Origin of the sequence: Amycolatopsis sp. MEPSY49 (assembly GCF_051337345.1) — a bacterium.
Lineage (GTDB): Bacteria > Actinomycetota > Actinomycetes > Mycobacteriales > Pseudonocardiaceae > Amycolatopsis.
Genome location: NZ_JBDLYJ010000001.1, coordinates 1 through 23,141 on the forward strand (window position 1 = coordinate 1; position 23,141 = coordinate 23,141).

Here is a 23,141-nt window from a genome sequence, read left to right on the forward strand (position 1 = left end):
CCAATGTGGCCTTCGGTGCGTCAGACGCACCCAAGGCGGCCTTCGGTGCGTCAGACGCAACCAAGGCCACATTGGGGCGCTTGTTCACCGCTGCGTCACCCCGAAGTGACCTGCGGTGATCACCATTGACCCGTGGAACTCCTGGGGCACGTCACCGAGCTGCTGCGCGGCGCGCTCGGCTCGCCGTGGCTGTGGGTGCTCGTCTTCGCCGTGTCCGGGCTGGACGCGCTGCTGCCGTTCATGCCCAGCGAGACGACCGTCGTCACCGTCGCGGTGCTGCTCGGGCCCGACCTCGCGGACCTGACGCTGCTGGCCGCCGTCGCCGCGACCGGCGCGTGGGCCGGTGACTGCCTCGGGTACGCCGTCGGCCGGCTCGCCGGGCCGCGCGCCCTCGCGCGGCTGCAGCGCGGCGCCGACGGGCACCGGCGCTACGAATGGGCCCGTGACCAGGTGCGGCGCAACGGCGGCCTGTTGATCATCGCGGCGCGGTACCTGCCCGGCGGACGCGTCGCCAGCGCGCTCGCGACCGGCAGCCTCGGCTACCCGCTGCGCCGGTTCCTCCCGCTCGACCTGGCCGGCGCGGCGATCTGGGCGGTGTACAGCGTGCTGATCGGCCTGGCCGGCGGCGCCGCTTTCGCCGACGAGCCGGTGAAGGGCCTCCTGCTGTCGTTCAGTCTCGGCCTGGGCCTGGTCTTCGCCATCGAAGCGGGAAGACGGCTACGGTCGGCGCATGCTCGAAGCGATCGACGTCCACGCCGACGCGCTGAAGCGGGCGGCGCTGACGGCCGGCCCGGCGGCACCGGTGCCGAACTGTCCGAAGTGGACTGTCCATGACCTCGTGACGCACATCGCGCTCGTGCACTGCGCGGCGATCGGCCTGGTGCTGGACCGGCCGCTGCGGCCGGCGCCACCGGAAGCCTGGGAAGACGTCCTCGGGTGGTGGGACGGCCAGCGCCTCGCCCTGCGCGAAGCCCTGGCGCGCACCCCGGAATCACCGTGGACCAGCCGGCTGGCCCACGCCACGGCGATCCACCGCGTCGACGCCGAATCCGCCCTCGAAGAAGCTCCGAAGACCCGTCTCTCCCCCGAGTTCGCCCAGCATGCCGGCGAAATCGTCTGTGCCGTCGTGCTGCCGGGAACCGCCGGGTGCGGCAGCTGGTATCCCGCCCGGCTCCCGGCCGTCTGACCAGTGCGGGGGAGAATGCCGGGGTGACCGCTCCCGAACGCCGCTACGTCATCACCTTCGGCTGCCCCGACCGCACCGGCATCATCGCCCGGATCTCCGGGTTCCTCGCCGAGCACGGCGGCTGGATCGTCGAAGCGGCCTACCACACCGACCCGGACACCGGCTGGTTCTTCACCCGCCAAGTCGTCCGGGCCGACTCGCTGCCCTTCGACGCGGCGGAGCTGCGCGCCCGGTTCGCCGAGGTGGCCGCGGACCTGTCCGCGGAGTCGAACTGGCAGGTCAGCGACACCGGCGAGCGGCGCCGCGCGGTGATCCTGGTGTCCAAGGCCGGGCACTGCCTCTACGACCTGCTCGGCCGCGTCGCGTCCGGCGAGCTGGACGTCGACATCGCGGCGGTGATCGGCAACCACGAGTCCCTCGCGGACATCACCCGCGCCCACGGCATCCCGTTCCACCACGTGCCGTTCCCGGCCGACGGCAAGGCCGAGGCCTTCGAGCACGTCCGCAAGCTGGTCGGCGAGCACGAGCCGCACGCGGTGGTGCTGGCCCGGTTCATGCAGATCCTCCCGGCCGACCTGTGCCGCGAGTGGGCCGGCCGGGCGATCAACATCCACCACAGCTTCCTGCCGTCGTTCATCGGCGCGAAGCCGTACCACCAGGCCCACACGCGCGGCGTGAAGCTGGTCGGCGCGACCTGCCACTACGTGACGGCGGACCTCGACGCGGGCCCGATCATCGAACAGGACGTCATCCGCGTCGACCACGGCGACTCGGTCGAGGACATGGTCCGCAAGGGCCGCGACATCGAGAAGGTGACGCTGGCCCGCGGCCTGCGCTGGCACCTGGAGAACCGGGTGCTGGTGCACGGCAACCGCACCGTCGTGTTCTGACGCGGTTGCCGTGCCCTCGATCACGCGCCGATGGTCGAAGCGTCGATGACGAAGCGGTAGCGGACGTCGGAGTTCTCGACGCGCTCGTAGGCCTCGTTGACCTTGTCGGCCGAGATCGTCTCGATCTCCGCGCCGATGCCGTGCTCCGCGCAGAAGTCCAGCATCTCCTGGGTCTCGGCGATGCCGCCGATCATCGAGCCGGCCAGCACCTTGTTACCGCCCAGCAGCGAGAAGGCGTTGTAGGACAGCGGCTCGCCGGGCGCGCCGACGTTCACCATCGCGCCGCCGACCCGCAGCAGGCCGAGGTAGGCGTCCACCGGCAGCTTGGCCGACACGGTGTTGAGGATGATGTCGAACTTGCCGCGCAGGACGTCGAACGTCGACTCGTCGCTGGTCGCGTAGTACTCCGATGCGCCCAGCTTGAGGCCGTCCTCCTGCTTCTTGAGGCTCTGGCTCAGCACGGTCACCTCGGCGCCCATCGCGGCGGCGATCTTGACGGCCATGTGGCCGAGCCCGCCGAGGCCGATCACGGCGACCTTCTTGCCGGGGCCGGCGCCCCAGTGGTGCAGCGGCGAGTAGGTGGTGATGCCCGCGCACAGCAGCGGCGCGGCGACGTCGAGGTCGATGCCCTCCGGGATGCGGCAGACGAAGGCGTCCTTCACGACGATCTGGTTGCTGTAGCCGCCGTAGGTGTTCTCGCCGTCGAAGCCGACGCCGTTGTAGGTCTGGACGTTGCCCTTGACGCAGAACTGCTCGGTGCCGGCCAGGCAGTACTCGCACTCGCCGCAGGAGTCGACCATGCAGCCGACGCCGACGCGGTCGCCGACCCGGTACTTGGTGACGTCCGAGCCGACGGCGGCGACGACGCCGGCGATCTCGTGGCCCGGGACCATCGGGAAGATGGCCTGGCCCCAGTCTTCCTTGGCCTGGTGGATGTCGCTGTGGCAGATGCCGGCGTAGGCGATGTCGATCAGCACGTCGTCCGGACGCAGGTCACGGCGCTCGATCGTGGTCGGCGCCAGCGGCGCGCCGGGCGCCGGAGCGGCGATGGCGTGCGTGGTGGTGCTCATGGAACCCTCCAACTTCAAGTACCGTTGCCTCGTAAGAGGCCTCTTACATGGTCTACGTAAGAGCCCTCTTACATATTTCGAACGAGAGATGTGATCCAGGTCATGGGCGGCAAGTACCACCACGGCGACCTCCGCGGCGAGCTCGTGCGCGTATCCCTGGACCTGATCGCGGAGCAGGGCCTGGCCGGCTTCTCGGTCGCGGAGGTCGCGCGGCGCGCGAAGGTCAGCCCGGGCGCGCCCTACCGGCACTTCCCCACCCGGGAGAGCCTGCTGGCCGAGGTCGCGGCGAACATCGCGTGCCAGCTGGCCGAGCGCGTCGCCGCGGCGGCCGGCGAGCACGAAGACCCGGTGGACGCCCTGGCCGCGGCGGCGGGCGCGTATACGCGCTACCTGATCGAGCGCCGGGCCGGGATGAACGTCATCTACGCGGAGGGCCTGCACGGCCCGGAGCACCTCGGGCTGCACGAGCAGACCCGGCGGCTGACGGACGAGTTCCTCCTGCGCTGCCTGGTGGTCGCGCCGGACCCGGCGACGGCGCTGGAGCTGATGGAGCAGCTGTTCACCCAGGCCCACGGCTACGGCACGTTCCAGCTCGACGGCGTCTTCGTGAAGCACGGGTACTCGGTCGATTTGGTGGTGAAGAAGTCGTCGGAGGCCGCGCGGGCCGCGATCGCGGGCCGGAATGTCGGTGGTGGGCGCTAGCTTGGGTGCATGGGGATCATCGACTCACACGAAGCGTTGCGCGAAGTCGTCGGCGAGGTCGCCGAGCGGACGAAGAAGAAGGTCATCGACCGGATCGACGAGCACGCGCGCACGCTGATCGAGCATTCGCCGTTCGTGCTGCTGGCGACGGCGGCGCCGGACGGCAGCTGCGACGTCTCGCCGCGCGGCGACCCGGCGGGCTCGGTCCTGGTGCTCGACGAGAAGACGCTGGTGCTCGCGGACCGGCCGGGCAACAAGCTGATCGACAGCTTCCGCAACATCGTCGACAACCCGCACGCGGGCCTGTTGTTCCTCGTGCCGGGGATGAACGAAACGCTGCGGGTCAACGGCCGCGCGACGTTGGTGTCGGACGCGCCGTTCTTCGACGACCTGGTCGTCAAGGGGAAGCGGCCGAAGCTCGCGGTGGTCGTCGAGGTCGAAGAGCTGTACATGCACTGCGCGAAGGCGTTCCTGCGCTCATCGCTGTGGGACCCGTCGACGTGGCCGGACCGCTCGACCCTGCCGACCCTGGGCACGATCCTGCGCGACCAGATGTCGCTGCCGATTTCGGCGGACGAGCTGGACGCGGACCTCACCGAACGGGCGCTGACCCAGCAGTACTGATCCCGGCGACGACGTCGAGCAGGCCGGACCGTGTGCCGGACTCGCCCCGGCGAAGGCGGTTCACCAGCCGGGCCGTGAGCCCCGGCACTTCGCGGCCTCGCGGGTCGCGGCGCCAGGTACTCCGTACAGGCCCCGCAGGCCGTCCGGACAACCGCGCCGTGCCCGGGCACGGTCGTCAGCAGCGCCTTGGCGAGCGCGTCGAGGCCGCCGAGCGTGGTGCCGCGGTAGTTCGCGCCGAAGCCGACGAAGTGCGCGACCTTCGCCGCGCCGCCGCCGCGATCGCGGGCCGGAACGCGGCGGGGTGATCAGGCGGATACTGAAGCCATGCTGTGCGTCTTCGACGTCAACGAGACCCTGCTCGACCTCGCCGCCATGGATCCCCTGGTCGGCGGCCCCGAGCTGCGGCGCGAGTGGTTCGGCCTCGCCATCCACACCGTCCTGACCGTCACGGCCACCGGCGGCTACCAGGACTTCGCGGGCATCGCGGGCGCGGCCGCCGTCGAGGCCGCGGCCCGGCACGGGCGGGAAGTGGACCTCGCCAAGGTCGCCGCGGGACTGCGGTCGCTGCCGGCGCACCCGGACGTCGAACCCGGCCTGGCGAAGCTGCGCGAAAACGGCCACACCCTCGTAGCTTTGACGAACTCGCCGCTCGCCACCGCCGAAGCTCAGCTGCAGAACGCCGGGCTGGCACCCCTGCTCGACCGGATCTTCTCGGCCGAGCAGGTCGGCCGGCTCAAGCCCGCGCCCGAGCCGTACCACCAGGTCCTGGCCGCCTACCCCGGCGAACGGGCCGTGATGGTCGCGGCGCACGACTGGGACATCGCGGGCGCCCAGGCGGCGGGGTTGGAGACGGCGTTGCTCACCCGTCCCGGCGTCCACCCGCTGCCCGGCTCGCCCGCGCCCACGTACACCGCGTCGACCCTGCCGGAGCTGGCCGGACTGCTCTAGTCGGCGATGCGGACCAGCATCTTGCCGGTGTTGGCCCCGGACAGCAGGCCGAGGAAGGCGTCCGGCGCGTTGCGGATGCCGTCGACGAACGTCTCCGAGTACTTGATCTGTCCCGAGTTCACCAGCGGCGCGACCTCGCTGACGAACTGCTGCTGCAGGCCCCAGTGGTCGAGCACCAGCAGGCCCCGCATGGTGAACCGCTTGGCGATGATCTGCGACAGGTTGCGCGGCGCCGGCGTCGCTTCGGTGGCGTTGTACTGCGAGATCATGCCGCAGACGGCGATCCGGCCGTGCAGGTTGATCGCGTCGATCGCGGCTTCGAGGTGCTCGCCGCCGACGTTGTCGAAGTAGACGTCGATGCCCTCCGGCGCCGCTTCGTCGAGCTGCGCGGCGACCGGGCCGTCCTTGTAGTTGAAGGCGGCGTCGAAGCCGAGGTCGTCGACCAGGTGCCGCACCTTCTCCGGCGAACCCGCCGAGCCGATGACGCGCTTGGCGCCCTTCAGCTTCGCGAGCTGCCCGACGAGCGAGCCGACCGCGCCGGCCGCGCCCGAGACGAACACCGTGTCGCCCGGCTTGAACTCCGCCGACTCCAGCAGGCCCGCGTAAGCGGTCAGACCCGGCATGCCGAGCACACCGAGGTACGTCGAGAGCGGCGCGGCGGAAGCGTCCACCTTGACGAACCGCTTGTCGTCGAGGACGGCGTGCGTGCGCCAGCCGGCCTGGTGCAGCACGTGGTCACCCGGTTCGACACCGTCCACATGGGACTCGACGACCTCGCCGACCGCCCCGCCGGACATGACCTCGCCGACCTCGAACGGCGGCGCGTAGGACTTCACGTCCCGCATGCGGCCGCGCATGGCCGGGTCGACGCTCATGATCAGGTTGCGCACCAGGATCTGGCCATCGCCCGCGGTCGGGACCTCGGTGTCCACGATCTCGAAGTTGTCGTGCGTCGGGACGCCGTGCGGGCGGGAAGCCAGCCTGATTTCGGTCGCTGCGGTCACCGTCGAAACTCCTCAAGTCGGTCGAAGCGGGGCAGGCGCCCCGGATTCCTCCCGGTGCAACCTACTAACCGGGGCGCACATTCCGTCTGTGACGCGCTACACGATCTCGGCGAGCTTCCCGAGCACGCCGTCGTAGATCTTCTTCAGGCCGCCGGGCGCGAAGGTCTTCTCGAAGAAGCCCCCGATCCCACCAGCGCCGTCCCAGGTGGTCTCGATCTTCACCAGGCTCTTCGAACCGGCCTCGGTGACCGTCCAGGTGGTGACCATGCTGGAGTTGGCGTCGGTCTCGACGAGGGTGCCCGGCTTCGGCTCGGTGACGGTCGCGGCCACGTCCCGCACCCGCTTGGAGGTCGCCTGCAGCTTCCAGCTCGCCTTGGTCCCGGCACCGACACCGCCCTCGGTCACCTGGTAGTCGCGGTAGTGCTCGGTGAGCAGCTTCGGGCGCGTTTCGGCGTAGTCGGCGACGAGTGCGCGCACCTTGTCGGCCGGGGCGTCGATGGTGCGCTCCGCGGTGGCCGTGACCTTTCCCATTTCACTCCTTTGCCCGGGGTACCGATCGTGACCACAGTAGGCTGGCCCCATGAGTGTCACCCCGGACGCCGCCCGCCGGCGGCGCGCCACCGTGGCGCTCAAGGAGTCGCTGCGCGAGCTGCGCAACCAGCTTTCCTTGCTGAACCACCAGGTCAGCGCCCACCTGGCGCTCAAGGACGTCGACCTGGACTGCCTCGAGCTGATCGCCCGCCACGGCCCGCTGAGCCCGAGCGCGCTGGCCCGCCGGGCGGGGCTGCACCCGGCGACGATGACCGGCATCCTCGACCGCCTGCAGAAGGGCGGCTGGATCGTCCGTGAACGCGACCCGGAGGCGGCCGACCGGCGCGCGGTGGCGGTCCGCGCGGTCCGCGGCCGCAACGGCGAGCTGTTCCGGCTCTACGCGGGGATGAACACCGCGATGGACGAGCTCTGCGCGGACTACAGCGAAGAGGAACTGGCGTTGATCGCCGGGTTCCTCCAGCGCGCGACGTCAGCGGGCAACACGGCGACGGGTGATCTCGCTAACGGCTGACCAGCGGTTTTCTGTGCTGTACTGCATCGCATGTGGCAGTCAGGCGACGCGTACGAGGCCTACATCGGACGGTGGAGCCGCCGGATCGCGGAGACGTTCGTCCGGCGGCTCGACGTCCCGGCGAGCCGCCGCTGGCTCGACGTCGGCTGCGGCACGGGAGCGCTCACGTCGGCGGTCCTGACGGCGGCCGACCCGGCGGAGGTGGCGGGCGTCGACCCGTCGGACGGCTTCCTGAAGACGGCCCGCGCGAACGTAACCGATCCGCGAGCGTCGTTCACCCTCGCCGACGCGCGCGAGCTGCCGTTCCCCGACGACCGGTTCGACGTGACGGTGTCGGGCCTGGTCTTGAACTTCGTCCCGGACCCGGCCGCCGCGGCGGCGGAGATCGCCCGGGTGACCGTCCCGGGTGGACTGGCGGCGGCGTACCTGTGGGACCTCGCGGAGGGGATGGAACTGATCCGCGTCTTCTGGGACGCGGCGGCGGAGCTGGACCCGGCAGCCGTGGAAAGGCACGAGGGCCGCCAGTTCCCGCTGTGCCGCCCGGAGCCGATGGGTCGCTTGTGGACGGAGGCGGGGTTCACCGGGGTTTCCGTGGGAGAGATCAAGATCCCGACGGTGTTCCAGGACTTCGACGACTACTGGCGGCCGTTCCTCGGTGCGCAGGGCCCGGCCCCGGCGTACCTCGCCACCCTGCCCGAGGCACGCCGGAACCAGATCCGGGAACTCCTGCGCAGCCGCCTGCCGACGAACCCCGACGGCTCGATCCCGCTTTCGGCGAGCGCCTGGGTCGTGCGCGGTACCGCTTAGAGACCGGCCTGCGCCAGCCAGTCCTTCGCGACGTCGGCCGCCTTCTCGCCGTCCGAGTCGACGCGCTTGTTCAGGTCGCGCATCACGTCCGTCGTCAGTTTCGCGCTCACGGCGTTGACCGCGTTCGCGAAGTCGGCGCCGCGCTCGTCGAGCACCTTCTTGTTCACCGCCGGCACCACGTTCTCCGTCGGCACGATGTTCAGGTCGTCCTTGAGCACGGTGTAGTTCGAGTCACCGGTCAGCGGGCTGACCGAGTCGACCGGGATCACCGTCACGGCGCCGGACTTCAGCTGCTCGACCCGCGGCCCGGCCTCCTGGATCGTCTGGAAGGTCGCGTTGGTGAGCTTGTAGACGTCCTTGAAGCCCAGGAAGCACGGCAGCCGCTTCTCGCACTCCGGCGGGCCCGCCATCACGACCTTGTCCAGCTTCTTCAGGTCGCTGATCGACGCGATGCCCTTTTCCTTGGCCAGGTCGGACTTGACGATGTAGGTGTTCTTGTCCTCGGCCGCGGCGAAGTTCAGCAGGCCGACGCCGCTCGGCTCGAACAGCTTGGCCAGCTGCTCGTGCTCCTCCTGCGCGGTCTTGCCCGCTTCCTTGCCGAAGCCGGTCGTGATCGCCGCGCCCTGGTACTCGGGGATGAACTGCAGCTCGCCGGACTTCAGCGACGGGTAGATCAGCTCCCGCGAACCGAGGTTCAGCTTGCGCGTCACCGGATACCCCTTGGCCTCCAGGGCCTGGGCGTAGATCTCGGCGAGGATCTGGCTGTCGGTGAAGTTGAAGGACGCGACGACGATCGGCGCCCCGCCCTTGCTCTGCGCGGCGGGCTTGTCACCGCTGTCGCTGCCACCACCACAGGCGGCCAAGCCGAGCGTCGCCGCGACGGCCACCGCCACCACGGACGCGTTCCGGAACCAGCGCACGAATCCCCACTCCTTCGTCACTCGAACAGACGAAAGGACCCTAGCGCCGCCCACCGACAAGCGCCCACATATTGGGAGAAAGGCACGCGAATTCCCAGACTCCGGAATGAGTCCCCGCCAAACGGGGTAGGGTCGCCAGGTGCACGTGACCGCGGTGACCCCGCTGGCCGCCGACAGTGGCGATGTCGGGCCCCCGATCTTCCAGTGGAAGTGGGTGGACCGCAACGCGGACGACATCGTCCAGCGCCTCGGCGAACACATCTCGCTGACCGCCGCCGCGCTCGGCGTCGGGCTGGTCGTCTCGATCGCGCTCGCGGTGCTTTCGCTGCGGTACCGCTGGTCGTACGGCTTCATCCTGAGCGCGGCCGGCGCGCTGTACGTGATCCCCAGCTTGGGCGCGTTCGCCGTGCTGGTGCCGTTCTTCGGGCTGACGTTCCTCACCGCGATGATCCCGCTCGCGACGTACACGCTGCTGATCCTGGTCCGCAACATCGTCACGGGCGTCGACCAGGTGCCGAACGAAGTGCGTGAAGCCGCGGTCGGCATGGGGTACACGCGCGGCCGGCTGCTCTGGCAGATCGAGCTCCCGCTCGCGCTGCCGGTGGTGATCGCCGGGCTGCGCGTCGCCGCCGTGACGACGATCGGCCTGGTCACGGTGACGTCCATGCTCGGCCTCGGCGGCCTGGGCTACTTCATCCGCGCGGGCATCCAGACGGCGACGCCCAACCCGACCGAGATCATCGTCGGCGTGGTGCTTTCGGTGGTACTGGCGGTGGTCGTCGACCTCCTGCTGTGGTTCAGCGAGCGCCTGCTGGCGCCGTGGACGCGGAAGGTGCGGGCGCGATGAGCTTCCTCGACCAGCTGAACGCGTGGCTCGCGGACCCGAACCGCTGGAGCTGGACGGACAAGGCCGGCATCCCGTACCGGACGGTCGAGCACCTCAGGTTTTCGTTGCTGGCGCTGGTGATCGCGGCCGTCCTGACGATCCCGGCGGCGTTGTGGCTCGCCCACTACCGCCGCGGCGCGTTCCTCGCGAGCAGCGCGGTGAACATCGGCCGGGCGATCCCCAGCTTCGGCCTGATCATCCTGTTCTGGTTCCTGGCCAGCCGCTGGGAGTTCGACACGACGTTCTGGCCGCTGCTGCTGGCTCTGGTGGCGCTGGCGATGCCGCCGCTGTTCACGAACACCTACGCCGGTGTGGTGTCCCTGGAGCAGGAGACGGTCGACGCGGCCCGCGGCACGGGCTACCGTGAGTGGCAGATCATGCTCCGGCTCGAGCTGCCGCTGGCGTCCCCGGTGATCCTGGCCGGTGCGCGGGTGTCGTTCCTGCAGCTGATCGCCACGGTGGCGATCGGCGCGATCGTCAACGACGGCGGCGGCCTCGGCCGCTACATCGTCGACGGTTTCGCGCTCGGCGCGTCGGGCTACGGCGAGATCTTCGCGGGCGGCGTGGCCGCGGTCGTCCTGGCGCTCGCGTGCGACGGCCTCTTCGCGCTCATCACCCGTTTGGCCACACCCCGAGGTCTGGCCCTGCAGAACGCCCGCCGCGAGTCGTAGGAATCTCACCCTGCGCAGTCACGCCTTACGATCCGTGCATGGACCGGCCGAAGCCCAACGCCCGCAAGCGCCTGCTCGCGAACAAGCTCAGACGGCTGCGCGAGGACGCCGGCCTCACGCAGGTCGAAGCCGGCGAGCCCATGCGGTTCAACAAGAACAAGATGAGCCGCATCGAGCTGGGGCACCTTCCCGACTACAACGGCTTCCTGGCGCTGCTCGACCGCTACGGCGTGATCGTCTCGGACTACGACGACTGGGTCCGCCAGTACGACCGTGCGTGGGAGAAGGGCTGGTGGCACGCCTACGGCCTCAATGACCAGGGCTATGTCGCGCTGGAAGCCGACGCAGATGAGGTCCGCGAGTACCAGCTCGGCTTCGTGCCCGGGCTTTTGCAGACCGAGGCCGGGATGCGCGCCGCGTTCGCCGGCGCGCGGGACCCGTTGTCCGGTCGCAGGCTGGAGAACGAGATCGCAGTCCGCCTGCGTCGCCAGGCCAGGCTGACCGAAGACCCGCCGCTGGAGTACCACGCCATCATCGACGAAGCCGTGCTCCGGCGCCCCGATCTCCTCCCCGGCGACCAGTGCGCACAGCTCGAGCAGATCATCGAGCGCGCGGAGCTGCCCAACGTCACGGTGCAGGTCGTGCCGATCAACCACGGCATCCACTCCGGGCGGAACGGCAGCTTCATCATCCTCAGCTATCCGCGCCTGCGGGAGCCGGACATCGCCTACATCGAGCACGGTTTCGGCTCGCTTCAGTTCGAGAAAGCCAAGCACGTCAACAATGCTAGGCTGGCTTTCCGCCACCTCGCCGATCTCGCGTACGACGAACCGGACTCGATCCGGCTGATCCGGCAGGTGATCACCGAGACCTGACTCGAGGTGAACGATCGTGTCCGACCTCAGCTGGCGCAAGAGCAGCTACTCGTCCGGCGAAGGCTCCCAGGGCGCCTGCGTCGAGGTCGCGTTCACGCCCGGCGCGGTTGCGGTCCGCGACTCGAAGGCGCCGACGTCGGGCACGCTGACCGTGTCGCCCGAAACCTGGCGCCACATCGGCGAAATCGCCCGCTAGAACGCCCCGAGCAGGATCAGCACGCCGAGCGCGACCAGCACCACGGGCAGCACGACGTGCCCCCACCGCGCGAGCACCCGCGCGACCGACGGCCGCGTCGCGAGGAACCGCCCGGCGACGCACCACACGGCCACGCCCACCAGGAAAACCACGCTGTAGCCGACCAGGCCACCGGGCCCGGTGGCGGCGAAGGCGGGCACGTAGACGCCGACGTTGTCCCCACCGTTCGCGAAGCACACGGTCGCGATGCCGAGCACTCCGGTGGCCGGCGCCGGTTCGTCGTCGTCGCGGCGCCACGCCTGCCAAGCCGCCCGGATGCCGAGCAGGATCGGCAGCACGCCGAGCCAGCGGACGGCACCGTCGGGCAGCAACCCGGCCCCGAGCGCCCCGGCGACCGAGACGGCCAGGACCGCGCCGAACCCGAGGAACTGCCCGGCCACGACGGTCAGCGCGGTGGCCTGCCCGAAGAAGACGGCCAGCAGCACGAGGTCGTCGACGTTCGTCACGGCGAACATCGCGGCCGCCTGCCCGATCAGCCCGAGGCTCATGCGCCGACGTCATCGCGACGAACCTCGCGGACACCCGACATCCGTCACCACGAACCCCACCACCGGCCCGACCAGCCCAAGGCTCATGCGCCGGCGAGGCCGCCCTCGCGGCAAGCGGCGATCAACCGCTCCACCTCGGGCCCCAGCGGCCGGTCCTCCTCGACCGGCGGCACCACCGACCGCACCCACTCGTAAGCCGCGCCCAACCCCGGCACCCCGTCCGGCGCCAGGTACCGCGCCTGCGACCCGGTGACCAGCTCGCACGCCGTGATCGCGAACAGGTGCGTCGCGGCCGCCCGCAGCTGCTCCCCCGCGGCCCACGCAAACGCTTGCACGTCCTCCTGACCGGCCGAGGTGTCGATCGACCCGAGCGTCGCGGGCGCCGCGAGCCGGCGCAACGCGTGCAGCTCGCCGACCGCCCGCTTGTGCAGCGGCACCAACCCCGCCCGGGGCCCCGGATCGGCCGTGAGCTGCGCCGGGAGGCCGCTGAAGCGCTCGTCGAGCAGGCGGTGCGTCCGCTGCACCGAGATCTCGCCGAGGTGGGCCAGCGCCGCCGTCACCGCGTCCATGCGCAGCCCGAGGTCCACCGCGTGGTACGCCGTCCCCGGCAGGAATTCCCCGTCGACGAACGACGGCGAGTCCCCCGGCATCGTCTGCCAGCGCGCGATCGTCTCGTGCAGCTCGGTGTTCACGCGGGAAGCGTGCGCCAGCGCCCGCGGCGCGACCCGCACCGAAAGCGGCGCCTGCACGACTTCGGCGCGCACGGGACCCGCGCCCACCATCCCGGTCAGCGCCTCCAGCAGCCGCCGCAGGTGGTCGTCGCCGCCCGCCATGACCGGGGCGAACACCTCGCGCGGCGCACCGAGGACGTCGATCGCCATCGCTTCGGTGAGCGTCTGCAACTGGATGAGCTGCCGCGCTTCGCTCCACCCGCGTTGCGCGTGCATCACGGCCAGCGGAGAACCCTGAAGCAGCGAAGCACCTTCCTTGGGCCCCAACACGTACGGCTTGGCAGCTCGGCGAGCGAGCGCGTCCGCCGCCGGGGTCTCGACGCCGTCTTCGAGGACGGTGCCGATGCCGAGGAACGTCTGGAAGGCGTGCGAGAGCGGGATGATCTCGCCCGAGCTGCCGAGCCCGCCGCGCGGCACGGCGGGGGTGAACCCGTCGTTCAAGCGGTCCACCAGGAACTGCACCAGCTCGGCGCTGACACCCGACCACGGCTGCAGGAAGTCGCGCAGCCGCACCAGAAGCAGCGCGCGGGCGTCCTCCGGCGGGAGCCACGGCGGGCCGCCGACCGCGCGGCCGATCAGCAGGTTGCGCTGGTGCTCCGCCTGCTGCCGCGTGTCGAGGGCGACACCCGCGAGGCGGCCCATGCCGGTGTTGACGCCGTAGACGGGCTTTTCGCGGCTTTCGAGCGCCGTCAAGAGCGCGTTCCGGCGCTCCTTCAGCGCTGTGACCAGCGCTTTGTCCAGAATCAACCGTTCACTGTCGGCGAACTGGCTTCCGTCGATGATCATCGGTACGGCAGCATGGTGCCGACGCCGGAAGCCTCGGCACGGGCGAGGATCATGTCCGCCACCGCTACGTCCGTTGTGGACAGTCCGCGGTGCCAGAACAGGATCCGTTCGGCGTCGTGCTCGCGGCCCGGCTTCTTCCCGGCCACGACGTCGCCGATCTCGGCGTGGACCCCGTCCGCGGTGAGCAGGCCGGCGTTGAGCTGCGGGCGCAGGGCGCCGAACCGCGGGTTGCCGGACTGCGATTCGCGCCAGTCGTCGACGACGACCTTGTCGACGTCGTCGAGCAGCGTGAGCTCCAGCGCGCTGATCGTGCCGTAGGGCACCAGGAAGGTGCCCGGCCGGAGGAACTCGCGCCGCACCAGCGGTTCGGGTTCGACCAGCCGGGAGGCCTCGACCTGGATGTCCGCGCCGTCCAGGGTCTCCTCGGCCGTGGCGCAGACGCGGACGTCCTTGCCGAGCCGTTCGGACAGCCGGCGGCCGAAGTCCTCGCGGGACTCCGGGCGCTTGCTGGTCACGCGGATTTCGGCGAAGTCGAACAACGAGTCGAGGAGGACGACGTTCCACCACGCGGTGCCGCGAGCACCGATGTGCCCGAGCACCCGGGAGTCCGGGCGGGCGAGGTACTTCGCGCCGACGGCGGTCATCGCGCCGGTGCGGGCCTCGGTGATCATCGTGCCGTCGACGATGGCCCGCGGCATGCCGGTGTCCGGGTCCAGCAGCAGGATCAACGCCATTTCCGAAGGGAGGCCCCGTTCGAAGTTCCCCACGAAGTCACCGACGACCTTCACGCCACTGACCTGCTTCGCGGACAGGTGGCCGCGGAGGATGTTGAAGTGGCCCTTGCCGCCGTTGTCCGGCACGAGGTGCGTACGCGGCTCGAAGACGACCTGACCGCGGCCGTGGTCGGCGAGGACGTCCTCGACCGCGCCGACGATGTCCGCTTCGGTGACGCCGAGCGAGTCGATGTCGGCACCGGTGAGGTACCGGAGCCAGACGGACGTCACTTGGCGAGGTCCTCGATGACCTCGGCGCCGGGCAGCGAGGCGAGCGCGGTGCCGGAGATCAGCAGCTTGCTGCCGCGGATCCCGCTGCCGATGACGAGCTCGGGCGCGTCGGCGACCGCCTTGTCGATCAGGATCGGCCAGTCGGCGGGCAGGCCGACGGGCGTGATGCCGCCGTACTCCATGCCGGTGAGGGAAACGGCTTCGTCCATCGGCGCGAAGGAGGCCTTGCGGACGTCGAGGCGGCGCTTGATGACGCCGTTGACGTCGGCGCGGGTGGTGGCGAGCACGAGCGCGGCCGCGAACCGGACTTCGCCGGCGCGCTTGCCGGCGACGACGACGCAGTTGGCGGACGCTTCGAGCGGCGAACCGTACGTCTCGCAGAAGGCGGCGGTGTCGGCCAGCGCCGGGTCGATCTCCGCGACGCCGACGGCGTCCGGGTCGGCGAGCGCGGCCAGCGCCTTGGCGACGGGCTCGGCGAGCAGGTCAGTACGTGTGGGGGCGGGAACGACGGTGAGGCTCCCGGCGATGGTCCAGGTCACCCCGCCAGCCTAGCTGTGCCGATTGTTGCCAATCGGGACCGGCAACTACCAGCTGGAGCCGCCGCGCTGGACCTCGATCAGCTTCGGCCGGACGTCCACTATGTAGACCAGGGCCGCGGCCATGGCGGGCACGTAGAAGATCATCCCGGGGCCCATCACGGGGAACAGCACCATGGCGAGGGTCGCGCCGCCGGTGATGAGCATCCACACGGGCTTGGTCTTGCGGTCCGCCGCGGAGTAGGCGTCGGCGCGCTGAAGCAGCGCGTGCACGAAGGCGAAGAGCCCGACCAGCGCGCTGCCCCAGTGGATGACTTCGAGGATCCAGTAGGCAACCAGCACAGCGACAGCTTACGGCAAACCGCCCGAACGACCCCGGCCCCGCCACCGGGGTCCGGTGGCGGGGCCGAAGGGTTCACGGCGTCTTTACTTGTCGGTCTTCGGCGCGGCCGGCTTCTTCGCGGCGGCGCTGGTGGTCGTGCGACGGGCCGGGGTGGCCGTCTTCGGGGCCGTCTTGTTGGCGACCTTGCGGCTCGCGGAGCGGGTCTCGTGGGCGACGTCGTCACCCAGCTCCTCGATGGCGTCCGCGGCCTCGCCGGCGACCTCGGTCACCTTGCGGGCGGTCTTCTCGCCGGCCGAGCGGGTGCGCTTGGTGAAGGTGCCCAGCACGCCGTCGACGCGCTCGCGGACCTCGCTGGTGACGCCCTCAACCTGGCCCTGCGCGGTGGCCACGGCCTCCTCGAGCTGCTCGATGGCCTTCTTGACCTGCGGCTGCGCGGCGAACTTGTCCCACGCCTGCTCGCCCGACTCGGCCAGCTTGTTGTACAGCTTGAGCGCGGCCTCGGTGTACTCGTCGATGACCTTGCGCAGCTCGGCCGGGTCCAGCTTCTCGCGGAGGCTCTCGACGTCGGTCGGCAGCTCCTGCAGGTTCTTGCGGGCCGCCTCGCCGCTCTTGGTCACGTTCTCCTTGGCCTTCGCCACGGCGTCGGTGACGGCGTGGGTGGCCAGGTTGCCGGCGCCGAGCGCGGCGAGCAGCGGGGTGCGGACCTGGTCGAGGGCGGTGTTGACGGCCTTCTTGACGTCTTCGGTGGTCTTGGGGGTGGTCATGCTGACTCCTTGGTGTCTGCGGCTTGCGCGGTGTCTGTGGTGTCTGGGGTGGGAGCGGGCGCGGCGGCCGGCCGTGCCGCGGCGTTCTCCCGGCGGAAGGACTCGTAGACGTCGAGCAGGACCTGCTTCTGCCGTTCGGTCAGCTCGGCGTCGGCGCGGATCGCGTCGCCCACCGGCCCACCCGTCGGCAGATCGAGGATCCCGGCCTGCACGTACAGCGCTTCCGCCGAAATGCGCAGGCCCTTGGCGATCTGCTGCAGGATCTCCGCGCTGGGCTTGCGGACCCCGCGCTCGATCTGGCTCAGGTACGGGTTGGACACGCCGGCGAGCTTCGACAGCTGGCGCAACGAGATCTTCGCGGTGTTGCGCTGCTGGCGGATGTACTCGCCGATGTCGGAAGCGATGTCCGCGACCTTCTCCATGGGACCGCCGGATCCGGGCTGGGTCCCACCGGTTTCTGCCATCCGGTCACCTCCTCGCGACACCTTCGACGGTACGCGCGAGTGCTAGCTATTGCAAGCACTCTGCTTGCAACCATCGGGTGTGACGCTCACCGCTACGGTGAGGGGATGACGCGCTCGGCCCGGCTGCGGCGGCGGCTCGTCGAGCACCTGCTCGACGAGGACGTCCTGCACGCTCCCGAATGGATTTCCGCCTTCCGCACGGTGCCGCGCCACGTCTTCCTGCCGCGGTTCTTCGCTCCGGCGGGCGGGCTGTGGGTGGCCGTCGACCGGGACGACCCGGGCTGGCTGGAGACCGTCTACTCGCGGGACGTGCTGGTCACGCAGCTCGACGACGACCCGGAGCGCTGGGAGCTCGCCCGGCGCACCGGGCCGGTGCCGGGGACGCCGACGAGCTCGTCGAGCATGCCGTCGATCATGGCGATCATGCTCGAGGAGCTGCGGGTGCGGGACGGCCAGCGCGTGCTCGAGATCGGCACCGGCACCGGCTACAACGCCGCGCTGCTGAGCCACCGCTGCGGCGCCGGCCAGGTGTCCACTGTGGACATCGACCCGGTGCTCGTCGACGAGGCGCGCGAGCGGCTGGCGCAGGCGGGCTACCGGCCGGCGTGCGCGGTGGGCGACGGCGCGCTCGGGTTCCCGGCCGGCACCGTGTTCGACCGGGTGCTGTGCACGGCGTCGGTGTCCTCGGTCCCGCCCGCGTGGCTCTCGCAGACCGTGCCGGGCGGCCTGATCGTGACGACGCTGAACCGGCCGATCGGCGCCGGGCTGATCCGCCTCGTCGCCGGCGAGGGCGGCACCGGGCAGGGCCACGTCCTCGCGCGCGACGGCCGTTTCATGCCGCTTCGCGCGCATCGGCTGCCGGAGGCCGACCGGCTGCCGATGCCGTCGCGGGACGACTGGGAGCAGACGCGCCTGCCGATGTCGATGGTGCTCCAGCCGCGCAAGCAGTTCGAGTTCTTCGCCGGGCTGGCGCTGCCCGGCGTCCGGGCGGTGCGCGACCACGACGGCACGGATCCGCACGCGACGGGCGGGCCGGGCGAGAGCGGAGTCGCGCTCGTCCACCCCGACGGCTCGTGGGTCCGCCACCGCAAGCGCGGCGGCGCCGACGAGGTGGCGCAGGGCGGCCCGCGAGCGCTGTGGGAGATCGCGGAGGCGGCGTTCGTCGAGTGGTGCGAGCTGGGCAAGCCGGAACGCGACCGCTTCGGCGTGACGGTCACCGGCGAGCGCCAGGAGTTCTGGCTCGACGAACCGGACGGCCGCACCTGGCCCCTCGGCTGACCGGAGCTTTCACGTGAAAGCTCCGGTCAGGGCAACCGGTCGCGGATCCACTTCTCGACGTGGTCGGCCGTCGCCTCCGTCGAGACGTCCGTGGTGTCGAAGAGGTCCACGCCCAGCTCGGGCGCCGACTTCCGGAGCCAGTCGTTGAACTCCAGCATCTCCTCGATCCGCGGCTCGTCCCACTCGCGCCACGCCGGGCGGGCCCGCAGGCGGCGACCCAGCGACTCCGGGGTGCTCACCAGCGCCAGATAGTGGATGTCGCTGAAGAACGCGCGCTCCGGCAGCGGCTCGAACTCCGGGGGCGCGACCGTGCCGCACAGCACGACCGGGCGGCCGCTCTGGTGCAGCACCGCCGCCATCCGCAGCCAGACCGCGCGGAACGCCGCGACGTCGTCGCGCAGGGCGTCGACCCAGAGGATGTCCTGCTCCAGCACGACGACGTCACCGGCCATGCGCGCGGCCAGCAGCGGCCCCATCGTCGACTTCCCGGCGCCGCTCGGGCCGGTCAGCGCGAACAGCGGCAGCTTCCGGAACGGCCACTCGTGCCCGCACTTCCGGCACGTGAGGACCGGCCCGGCGACGAGCGGGCGGTCTGCCCGGTCGCCGCACGCCGGGCAGATCCGCAGGTCGAGACCCACCTCAGTCGAAGAGGTTCTCGAGGAAGCCGCGCTTGCGGTGGCCGCCGTGGCCGTACGGCCGCGGCGAATCCGAATACCCGCGGTGCGGCCGGGGCGAGTCCCCGTACCCGCCGCGGTACGCCTTGGGCGAATCCGGGTAGCCGCCGCGGTACGGGCGCGGGGAGTCGGGACGGCCGTGACCGCCCTGGTACGACGGGGGCTGGTGGCCGTAGAAGGAACTCTCCGCACCGGCGATCGCTTCGAGCTCACCGCGGTCCAGGAAGATCCCGCGGCAGCCCTCGCACTGCTCGATGTGGACGCCGTTCTTGTCCACGGTCCGCATCTGGTTCTGACACTTCGGACAAATCACACATGCGAGCCTACGCACAAATCGGTCAGCAGGCGCACAGGCAGAAGGGGTGGCCCACCGGATCGGCGTAGACGCGGAACGTCTTCGGCGCGTCGTCCAGCAGTTTCGCGCCCAGGCCGAGCACGCGCTCGTGCGCCGCTTCCAGGTCCGTGACGTTCAGGTCCAGGTGCAGCTGCTGCGGGTTCTCCGCGGACGGCCACGACGGCGGCCGGTAGTCGGCCACCCGCTGGAACGCGATCCCGGCGCCGCCGGCCGGGTTGGCGAGGGTGACCCAGTGGCCGTCCTCGGCGACTTCCGGCTCGTCCCACTCCAGCACGGCCCGGTAGAAGCCGGCCAGCGCCACCGGGTCGGGGCAGTCGAGGGCCACCACACCCAGCGTCGGTACCGCGCTCATCGTCGCTCCCTTCGATCGTGAGTAACCAGCTATTGGAGTATGAGGGTTAGCGCACGCGGGGGCAACCACCGGTCGCCGTACACTGGTTCGGTGCACACCGACGCCTCCCTCGTCGTGGAGTTCCTCAACACGGTCAACGTCGAAGAGGGCACTGACCTGCTCGAAGATCCCGGGCAGTGGCGGGAGTGGGCGGCCGGGCGCGCGCTGACGGCCAACCCGGCCGCCGAGGCACGCGCGGCGCGGGACGCCCTGCGCGCCGCGATCGGCGACCCGCGGCTGCCGGGCGGGAGCCTGGACGTCGGCACGCGGATCTCCTTGACCGACGCGGGGCCGGCGTTGGTGGCGGACGACGTCGTGGGCGCGGTGTTCGCGGCCTGCGCCCGGCTGGTCGTCCGCGGCGACTGGATCCGGTTGAAGATCTGCCCGGCCGACACGTGCCTGTGGGCGTTCTACGACGAGTCCCGCAACCGCTCGCGGACGTGGTGCTCGATGCGGGTGTGCGGCAACCGCGAGAAGGCGCGCGGCTGGCGAGCGCGAGCCGCGGAGACCGCGGCCGGCTGAGGTTCCGGGCCCGCCGCCACCCCGCAGCCGGCATCCCCCGCCCGGACGGACGTAGTGAATGACTCATTCATGTCGTCTGGCGACATGAATGAGTCATTCACGTCGTTCGCGAGCCACCCACCCGAGGTCTCATCCGAGCGGCGGACCCTCGAAAGGCTGTGGACAACTCGACCGCAACCCCCCACATATCCACGCCCCCACCACCGAGACCCCCACACGTTGTGGACACCCATTAGGCCATCACCGTGAAAACCTGTGGATAACCCCGGGGATAACTCAGCTTCCTGTGGACAACTGGTTTGAAGGTCCCTCAGATGTGGTATACGAACCGGCTCATCAGAACAGCAGCTCCGCCACGGCGTAGATGACGAGCCCAGCCAATGCACCGACCACCGTGCCGTTGATCCGGATGAACTGCAGGTCTCGCCCCACCTGGAGCTCGATCTTCCGCGACGTCTCCTCCGCGTCCCACCGCTCGACCGTGTCCGTGATGATCGTCGTGATCTCGCGCGAGTAGTTCTTCACCAGGTACGCCGCCGCGCCCTCGACCCAGCCGTCCGCCTTCGAGCGCAGCTGGTCGTCGGACACCAGCCGCGTGCCCAGCGACGTCAGCCCCAGGCGCACCCGGCGGCGCAGTTCGCTCGACGGGTCCTCCGCCGCCGTCAGCAGCATCTCCTTCGCCGTGCTCCACGCCGAGCCGATCAGGCGCTGGACCTCCTCGTGGTGCACGATCTGGCCCTTGACCTGCTCGGCGCGGGCCATCACGTCCGGGTCGGTCTGCAGGTCCTGGGCGAACTCGCCGAGGAACTTGTCCAGCGCCAGCCGCATCGGGTGGTTGACGTCGGTCTTGACCGCCCACGCGAACGACAACACCTCGCCGTAGACCTTGTCCGCGAGCATCTCGTCGACGAACTTCGGCGACCAGCTCGGCGCCCGGTCGGACACCACGCGCAGCATCGTCGTGTGGCTGTCGCGGACCCACTCGTACGCGCGGTCGCACATCAGGTCCACGAGCTTGTGGTGCGCGCCGTCGGCGAAGACGCCCTGCAGGATCTTGCCCAGCGGCGGGCCCCACGGCTTGTCGATGATCCGCCGCGCGACCGCCTGCTCCATGATCGCCTGGACGTCCTCGTCACGGAGCACTTTCACGGCCGCCCGGACCACCGTGGCCAGCTCGGACGTCACGCGCTCGGCGTTCTCCTCCTGCGCGAGCCAGCCGCCGAGCCGCTTGGCGATCTCGACGCGCTTGAGCTTGTCGCGGACGACCTCCTCGGACAGGAAGTTCGACCCGACGAAGTCGCCGAGGCTGTTGCCCAGCGCGTCCTTCTTGTTCGGGATGATCGCCGTGTGCGGGATCTTCAGCCCGAGCGGGTGGCGGAACAGCGCGGTGACGGCGAACCAGTCGGCCAGCGCGCCGACCATGCCGGCTTCGGCCGCGGCGCGCACGTAGCCGACCCAGCCCGGCCAGCCGGCCGACTGCGCCCAGCTGGTCAGCAGGAACACGACGGTGGCGCCGAGCAGGAACGACAGCGCGACCAGCTTCATCTTGCGCAGCGCGCGCCGCTTTTCCTCTTCGCCGGCGAGGCCGCCCGGCGGGTCGGCGGGCGTCACCTTGGCGGGGGTCAGTTGCTCCACATCACCATTGTCCGTGAGGATGGCTGATCGTGCGCGAACCTGCTCTCGTCCCCCGCCTCCGGCCGTTCACCTCGACCATCTTCGCCGAGATGACCGCGCTGGCCGTCAAGCACGACGCCGTCAACCTCGGCCAGGGCTTCCCGGACACCGACGGCCCGGCCGGCATGCTCGACGCGGCCAAGAACGCGCTGTTCGGCGGGGCCAACCAGTACCCACCGGGGCCGGGACGGCCCGAGCTGCGGGCCGCGATCGCGCGGCACCGGCTGCGCTACGGCACCGAGTACGACCCGGACACGGAGATCCTGGTCACCGCGGGCGCGACCGAGGCCATCACCGCGACGCTGATCGCCCTGACCGAGCCCGGCGACGAGGTCATCGTCATCGAGCCGTACTACGACTCCTACGCCGCCGCGGTCGCGATGGCGGGCGCCGAGCGCCGGGTCGTCGGGCTCGTCGAAGGCCCGGACGGCCGGTTCGGGCTCGACGTCGCGGGCCTGCGCGCCGCCGTCACGCCGCGGACCAGGGCGATCCTGGTCAACTCGCCGCACAACCCGACCGGCACGGTGTTCACCCGCGCCGAGCTGGAGGCGCTCGCCGCGCTGTGCGTCGAGCACGACCTGATCGCGATCTGCGACGAGGTCTACGAGCACCTGGTGTTCGACGACGCGGAGCACATCCCGCTGGTCACGCTGCCCGGGATGCGGCCGCGGACGGTGAGCATCTCCAGCGCCGGGAAGACGTTCAACTGCACCGGCTGGAAGATCGGCTGGGTCTGCTCGACGCCGGAGCTGGTCGCGGCGGTGAAGGCGGCGAAGCAGTTCATCACGTTCGTCTCCGGCGGGCCGCTGCAGCCGGCCGTCGCGCACGCGCTAGACCACGAGCTGGCCTGGGTCGACAGCCTGCGCGCGTCGCTGCAGGAGAAGCGCGACCGGCTTTCGGCCGGGCTCGCCGAGGCCGGCTTCACGGTCCGGCCGACGGCGGGCACGTACTTCGTCTGCGTCGACGTGCGGCCGCTCGGCTTCACCGACGCCGCCGACCTGGCGTGGGAGCTGCCCGGCCGCGTCGGGGTCGCCGCGGTGCCCGTGAAGGTGTTCACCGATCACCCGGACGAGTGGAAACACCTCCTGCGTTTCGCGTTCTGCAAGCGCAACGACGTCATCGACGAGGGCGTCACCCGATTGCGCAAACTGGTCTGACGACCGCGGTCCGGCTCGGTGGCGGCCGTCCGCGTCGCCGAGCCGGTTTCGCGAGGCGAGCGCCAGGACGGA

The 23,141-nt window shown here is 70.7% G+C and carries 30 protein-coding genes; 15 read left to right on the top strand and 15 right to left on the bottom strand.

Annotated elements, in window-relative coordinates:
• Positions 1–132 precede the first annotated feature (132 nt).
• From ABFJ78_RS00005 to purU, 3 genes are read left to right on the top strand one after another with little or no spacing between them, the layout of a single operon-like run.
• Positions 133–834, top strand: coding sequence for a DedA family protein (locus ABFJ78_RS00005; RefSeq protein WP_436383361.1), 702 nt, complete (start codon positions 133–135; stop codon positions 832–834).
• Positions 731–1,186, top strand: coding sequence for a maleylpyruvate isomerase N-terminal domain-containing protein (locus tag ABFJ78_RS00010; RefSeq protein WP_436383362.1), 456 nt, complete (start codon positions 731–733; stop codon positions 1,184–1,186). The genes ABFJ78_RS00005 and ABFJ78_RS00010 overlap by 104 nt, the downstream gene beginning before the upstream one ends.
• 23 nt (positions 1,187–1,209) lie before the next feature.
• Positions 1,210–2,076, top strand: a complete 867-nt coding sequence (gene purU, locus ABFJ78_RS00015) for a formyltetrahydrofolate deformylase (RefSeq protein WP_436383364.1) — start codon at positions 1,210–1,212, stop codon at positions 2,074–2,076.
• 20 nt (positions 2,077–2,096) lie between these two features.
• Here purU and ABFJ78_RS00020 read toward each other — a convergent pair whose 3' ends face one another.
• Complete coding sequence (locus ABFJ78_RS00020) at positions 2,097–3,146, bottom strand: NAD(P)-dependent alcohol dehydrogenase (RefSeq protein WP_436383366.1); 1,050 nt, start codon at positions 3,144–3,146, stop codon at positions 2,097–2,099.
• Between the two features lie 90 nt (positions 3,147–3,236).
• Between ABFJ78_RS00020 and ABFJ78_RS00025 the strand changes: the two genes are divergently transcribed.
• From ABFJ78_RS00025 to ABFJ78_RS00035, 3 genes are all read left to right on the top strand, one after another.
• The gene (locus ABFJ78_RS00025) at positions 3,237–3,848 is read left to right on the top strand and encodes a TetR/AcrR family transcriptional regulator (RefSeq protein WP_436383368.1); all 612 of its coding nucleotides are present in this window, start codon (positions 3,237–3,239) and stop codon (positions 3,846–3,848) included.
• A gap of 9 nt (positions 3,849–3,857) precedes the next feature.
• The gene (locus tag ABFJ78_RS00030) at positions 3,858–4,472 is read left to right on the top strand and encodes a pyridoxamine 5'-phosphate oxidase family protein (protein WP_436383370.1); all 615 of its coding nucleotides are present in this window, start codon (positions 3,858–3,860) and stop codon (positions 4,470–4,472) included.
• Between the two features lie 324 nt (positions 4,473–4,796).
• Entirely contained in the window at positions 4,797–5,420 is a 624-nt protein-coding gene (locus ABFJ78_RS00035) for a haloacid dehalogenase type II (RefSeq protein ID WP_436383372.1), read from the top strand.
• On the opposite strand, the gene ABFJ78_RS00040 is transcribed toward ABFJ78_RS00035, so the two are convergent.
• On the bottom strand, positions 5,417–6,424 hold the full coding sequence (locus tag ABFJ78_RS00040; protein WP_436383374.1) for an NADP-dependent oxidoreductase: 1,008 nt from the start codon (positions 6,422–6,424) through the stop codon (positions 5,417–5,419). The two genes, ABFJ78_RS00035 and ABFJ78_RS00040, sit on opposite strands and share 4 nt — an antisense overlap.
• Before the next feature lie 96 nt (positions 6,425–6,520).
• A complete protein-coding gene (locus ABFJ78_RS00045; RefSeq protein ID WP_436383376.1) occupies positions 6,521–6,955 on the bottom strand; it encodes an SRPBCC family protein in 435 nt (144 codons plus the stop codon).
• 49 nt (positions 6,956–7,004) lie between these two features.
• Here ABFJ78_RS00045 and ABFJ78_RS00050 point away from each other — a divergent pair, with 49 nt between their 5' ends.
• Together ABFJ78_RS00050 and ABFJ78_RS00055 are read left to right on the top strand one after the other, a co-directional pair.
• The gene (locus ABFJ78_RS00050) at positions 7,005–7,487 is read left to right on the top strand and encodes a MarR family transcriptional regulator (protein ID WP_436383378.1); all 483 of its coding nucleotides are present in this window, start codon (positions 7,005–7,007) and stop codon (positions 7,485–7,487) included.
• A gap of 30 nt (positions 7,488–7,517) precedes the next feature.
• Positions 7,518–8,294, top strand: a complete 777-nt coding sequence (locus ABFJ78_RS00055; RefSeq protein ID WP_436383380.1) for a class I SAM-dependent methyltransferase — start codon at positions 7,518–7,520, stop codon at positions 8,292–8,294.
• Here ABFJ78_RS00055 and ABFJ78_RS00060 read toward each other — a convergent pair.
• Complete coding sequence (locus ABFJ78_RS00060; protein WP_436383382.1) at positions 8,291–9,214, bottom strand: ABC transporter substrate-binding protein; 924 nt, start codon at positions 9,212–9,214, stop codon at positions 8,291–8,293. The genes ABFJ78_RS00055 and ABFJ78_RS00060 overlap by 4 nt on opposite strands.
• Positions 9,215–9,353: 139 nt before the next feature.
• Here ABFJ78_RS00060 and ABFJ78_RS00065 point away from each other — a divergent pair, with 139 nt between their 5' ends.
• From ABFJ78_RS00065 to ABFJ78_RS00080, 4 genes are read left to right on the top strand one after another with little or no spacing between them, the layout of a single operon-like run.
• Positions 9,354–10,061, top strand: a complete 708-nt coding sequence (locus ABFJ78_RS00065) for an ABC transporter permease (protein ID WP_436383384.1) — start codon at positions 9,354–9,356, stop codon at positions 10,059–10,061.
• The gene (locus ABFJ78_RS00070) at positions 10,058–10,771 is read left to right on the top strand and encodes an ABC transporter permease (protein ID WP_436383385.1); all 714 of its coding nucleotides are present in this window, start codon (positions 10,058–10,060) and stop codon (positions 10,769–10,771) included. The genes ABFJ78_RS00065 and ABFJ78_RS00070 overlap by 4 nt, the downstream gene beginning before the upstream one ends.
• Positions 10,772–10,809: 38 nt before the next feature.
• Positions 10,810–11,646, top strand: a complete 837-nt coding sequence (locus ABFJ78_RS00075; protein WP_436383386.1) for a helix-turn-helix domain-containing protein — start codon at positions 10,810–10,812, stop codon at positions 11,644–11,646.
• Positions 11,647–11,662: 16 nt separating this feature from the next.
• Positions 11,663–11,842 (top strand): DUF397 domain-containing protein, encoded by a 180-nt coding sequence (locus ABFJ78_RS00080; RefSeq protein ID WP_400901096.1) that lies wholly within the window; start codon positions 11,663–11,665, stop codon positions 11,840–11,842.
• Here the strand turns inward: ABFJ78_RS00080 and ABFJ78_RS00085 are convergent.
• The 7 genes from ABFJ78_RS00085 to ABFJ78_RS00115 all read right to left on the bottom strand — a co-directional run bounded on the left by ABFJ78_RS00085 (position 11,839) and on the right by ABFJ78_RS00115 (position 16,976).
• Positions 11,839–12,390: a cadmium resistance transporter gene (locus tag ABFJ78_RS00085; RefSeq protein ID WP_436383388.1), complete on the bottom strand. Its 552-nt coding sequence runs from the start codon at positions 12,388–12,390 to the stop codon at positions 11,839–11,841. The genes ABFJ78_RS00080 and ABFJ78_RS00085 overlap by 4 nt on opposite strands.
• Positions 12,391–12,473: 83 nt before the next feature.
• On the bottom strand, positions 12,474–13,907 hold the full coding sequence (locus ABFJ78_RS00090) for an aromatic amino acid lyase (protein ID WP_436383389.1): 1,434 nt from the start codon (positions 13,905–13,907) through the stop codon (positions 12,474–12,476).
• Positions 13,904–14,911: an ornithine cyclodeaminase family protein gene (locus ABFJ78_RS00095; protein ID WP_436383393.1), complete on the bottom strand. Its 1,008-nt coding sequence runs from the start codon at positions 14,909–14,911 to the stop codon at positions 13,904–13,906. The genes ABFJ78_RS00090 and ABFJ78_RS00095 overlap by 4 nt, the downstream gene beginning before the upstream one ends.
• On the bottom strand, positions 14,908–15,450 hold the full coding sequence (locus ABFJ78_RS00100) for a YbaK/EbsC family protein (protein ID WP_436383395.1): 543 nt from the start codon (positions 15,448–15,450) through the stop codon (positions 14,908–14,910). Before ABFJ78_RS00100 ends, ABFJ78_RS00095 begins: the two co-directional genes overlap by 4 nt.
• A 45-nt stretch (positions 15,451–15,495) precedes the next feature.
• Complete coding sequence (locus ABFJ78_RS00105; RefSeq protein ID WP_364461015.1) at positions 15,496–15,789, bottom strand: DUF2516 family protein; 294 nt, start codon at positions 15,787–15,789, stop codon at positions 15,496–15,498.
• Positions 15,790–15,873: 84 nt separating this feature from the next.
• Positions 15,874–16,554: a hypothetical protein gene (locus ABFJ78_RS00110; RefSeq protein ID WP_436383396.1), complete on the bottom strand. Its 681-nt coding sequence runs from the start codon at positions 16,552–16,554 to the stop codon at positions 15,874–15,876.
• Entirely contained in the window at positions 16,551–16,976 is a 426-nt protein-coding gene (locus ABFJ78_RS00115; protein WP_436385344.1) for a helix-turn-helix domain-containing protein, read from the bottom strand. The genes ABFJ78_RS00110 and ABFJ78_RS00115 overlap by 4 nt, the downstream gene beginning before the upstream one ends.
• A 147-nt stretch (positions 16,977–17,123) precedes the next feature.
• Between ABFJ78_RS00115 and ABFJ78_RS00120 the strand changes: the two genes are divergently transcribed.
• Positions 17,124–18,296 (top strand): methyltransferase domain-containing protein, encoded by a 1,173-nt coding sequence (locus tag ABFJ78_RS00120; RefSeq protein ID WP_436383399.1) that lies wholly within the window; start codon positions 17,124–17,126, stop codon positions 18,294–18,296.
• A 26-nt stretch (positions 18,297–18,322) separates the two neighbouring features.
• Here the strand turns inward: ABFJ78_RS00120 and ABFJ78_RS00125 are convergent, their stop codons facing one another.
• The 3 genes from ABFJ78_RS00125 to ABFJ78_RS00135 are packed head-to-tail and all read right to left on the bottom strand — an operon-like array spanning position 18,323 to position 19,677.
• A complete protein-coding gene (locus ABFJ78_RS00125; protein ID WP_436383400.1) occupies positions 18,323–18,934 on the bottom strand; it encodes an AAA family ATPase in 612 nt (203 codons plus the stop codon).
• A 1-nt stretch (position 18,935) separates the two neighbouring features.
• Entirely contained in the window at positions 18,936–19,280 is a 345-nt protein-coding gene (locus tag ABFJ78_RS00130) for a zf-TFIIB domain-containing protein (protein ID WP_436385345.1), read from the bottom strand.
• Positions 19,281–19,308: 28 nt separating this feature from the next.
• Positions 19,309–19,677, bottom strand: coding sequence for a VOC family protein (locus tag ABFJ78_RS00135; RefSeq protein ID WP_436383401.1), 369 nt, complete (start codon positions 19,675–19,677; stop codon positions 19,309–19,311).
• Positions 19,678–19,767: 90 nt separating this feature from the next.
• On the opposite strand from ABFJ78_RS00135, the gene ABFJ78_RS00140 reads away from it, so the two are divergent.
• Complete coding sequence (locus ABFJ78_RS00140) at positions 19,768–20,238, top strand: CGNR zinc finger domain-containing protein (protein WP_364461034.1); 471 nt, start codon at positions 19,768–19,770, stop codon at positions 20,236–20,238.
• Positions 20,239–20,574: 336 nt separating this feature from the next.
• Here the strand turns inward: ABFJ78_RS00140 and ABFJ78_RS00145 are convergent, their stop codons facing one another.
• Complete coding sequence (locus ABFJ78_RS00145; protein ID WP_436383403.1) at positions 20,575–21,873, bottom strand: DUF445 domain-containing protein; 1,299 nt, start codon at positions 21,871–21,873, stop codon at positions 20,575–20,577.
• A 29-nt stretch (positions 21,874–21,902) separates the two neighbouring features.
• Between ABFJ78_RS00145 and ABFJ78_RS00150 the strand changes: the two genes are divergently transcribed.
• Positions 21,903–23,069 (top strand): pyridoxal phosphate-dependent aminotransferase, encoded by a 1,167-nt coding sequence (locus ABFJ78_RS00150; protein ID WP_436383404.1) that lies wholly within the window; start codon positions 21,903–21,905, stop codon positions 23,067–23,069.
• Positions 23,070–23,141: the final 72 nt, after the last annotated feature.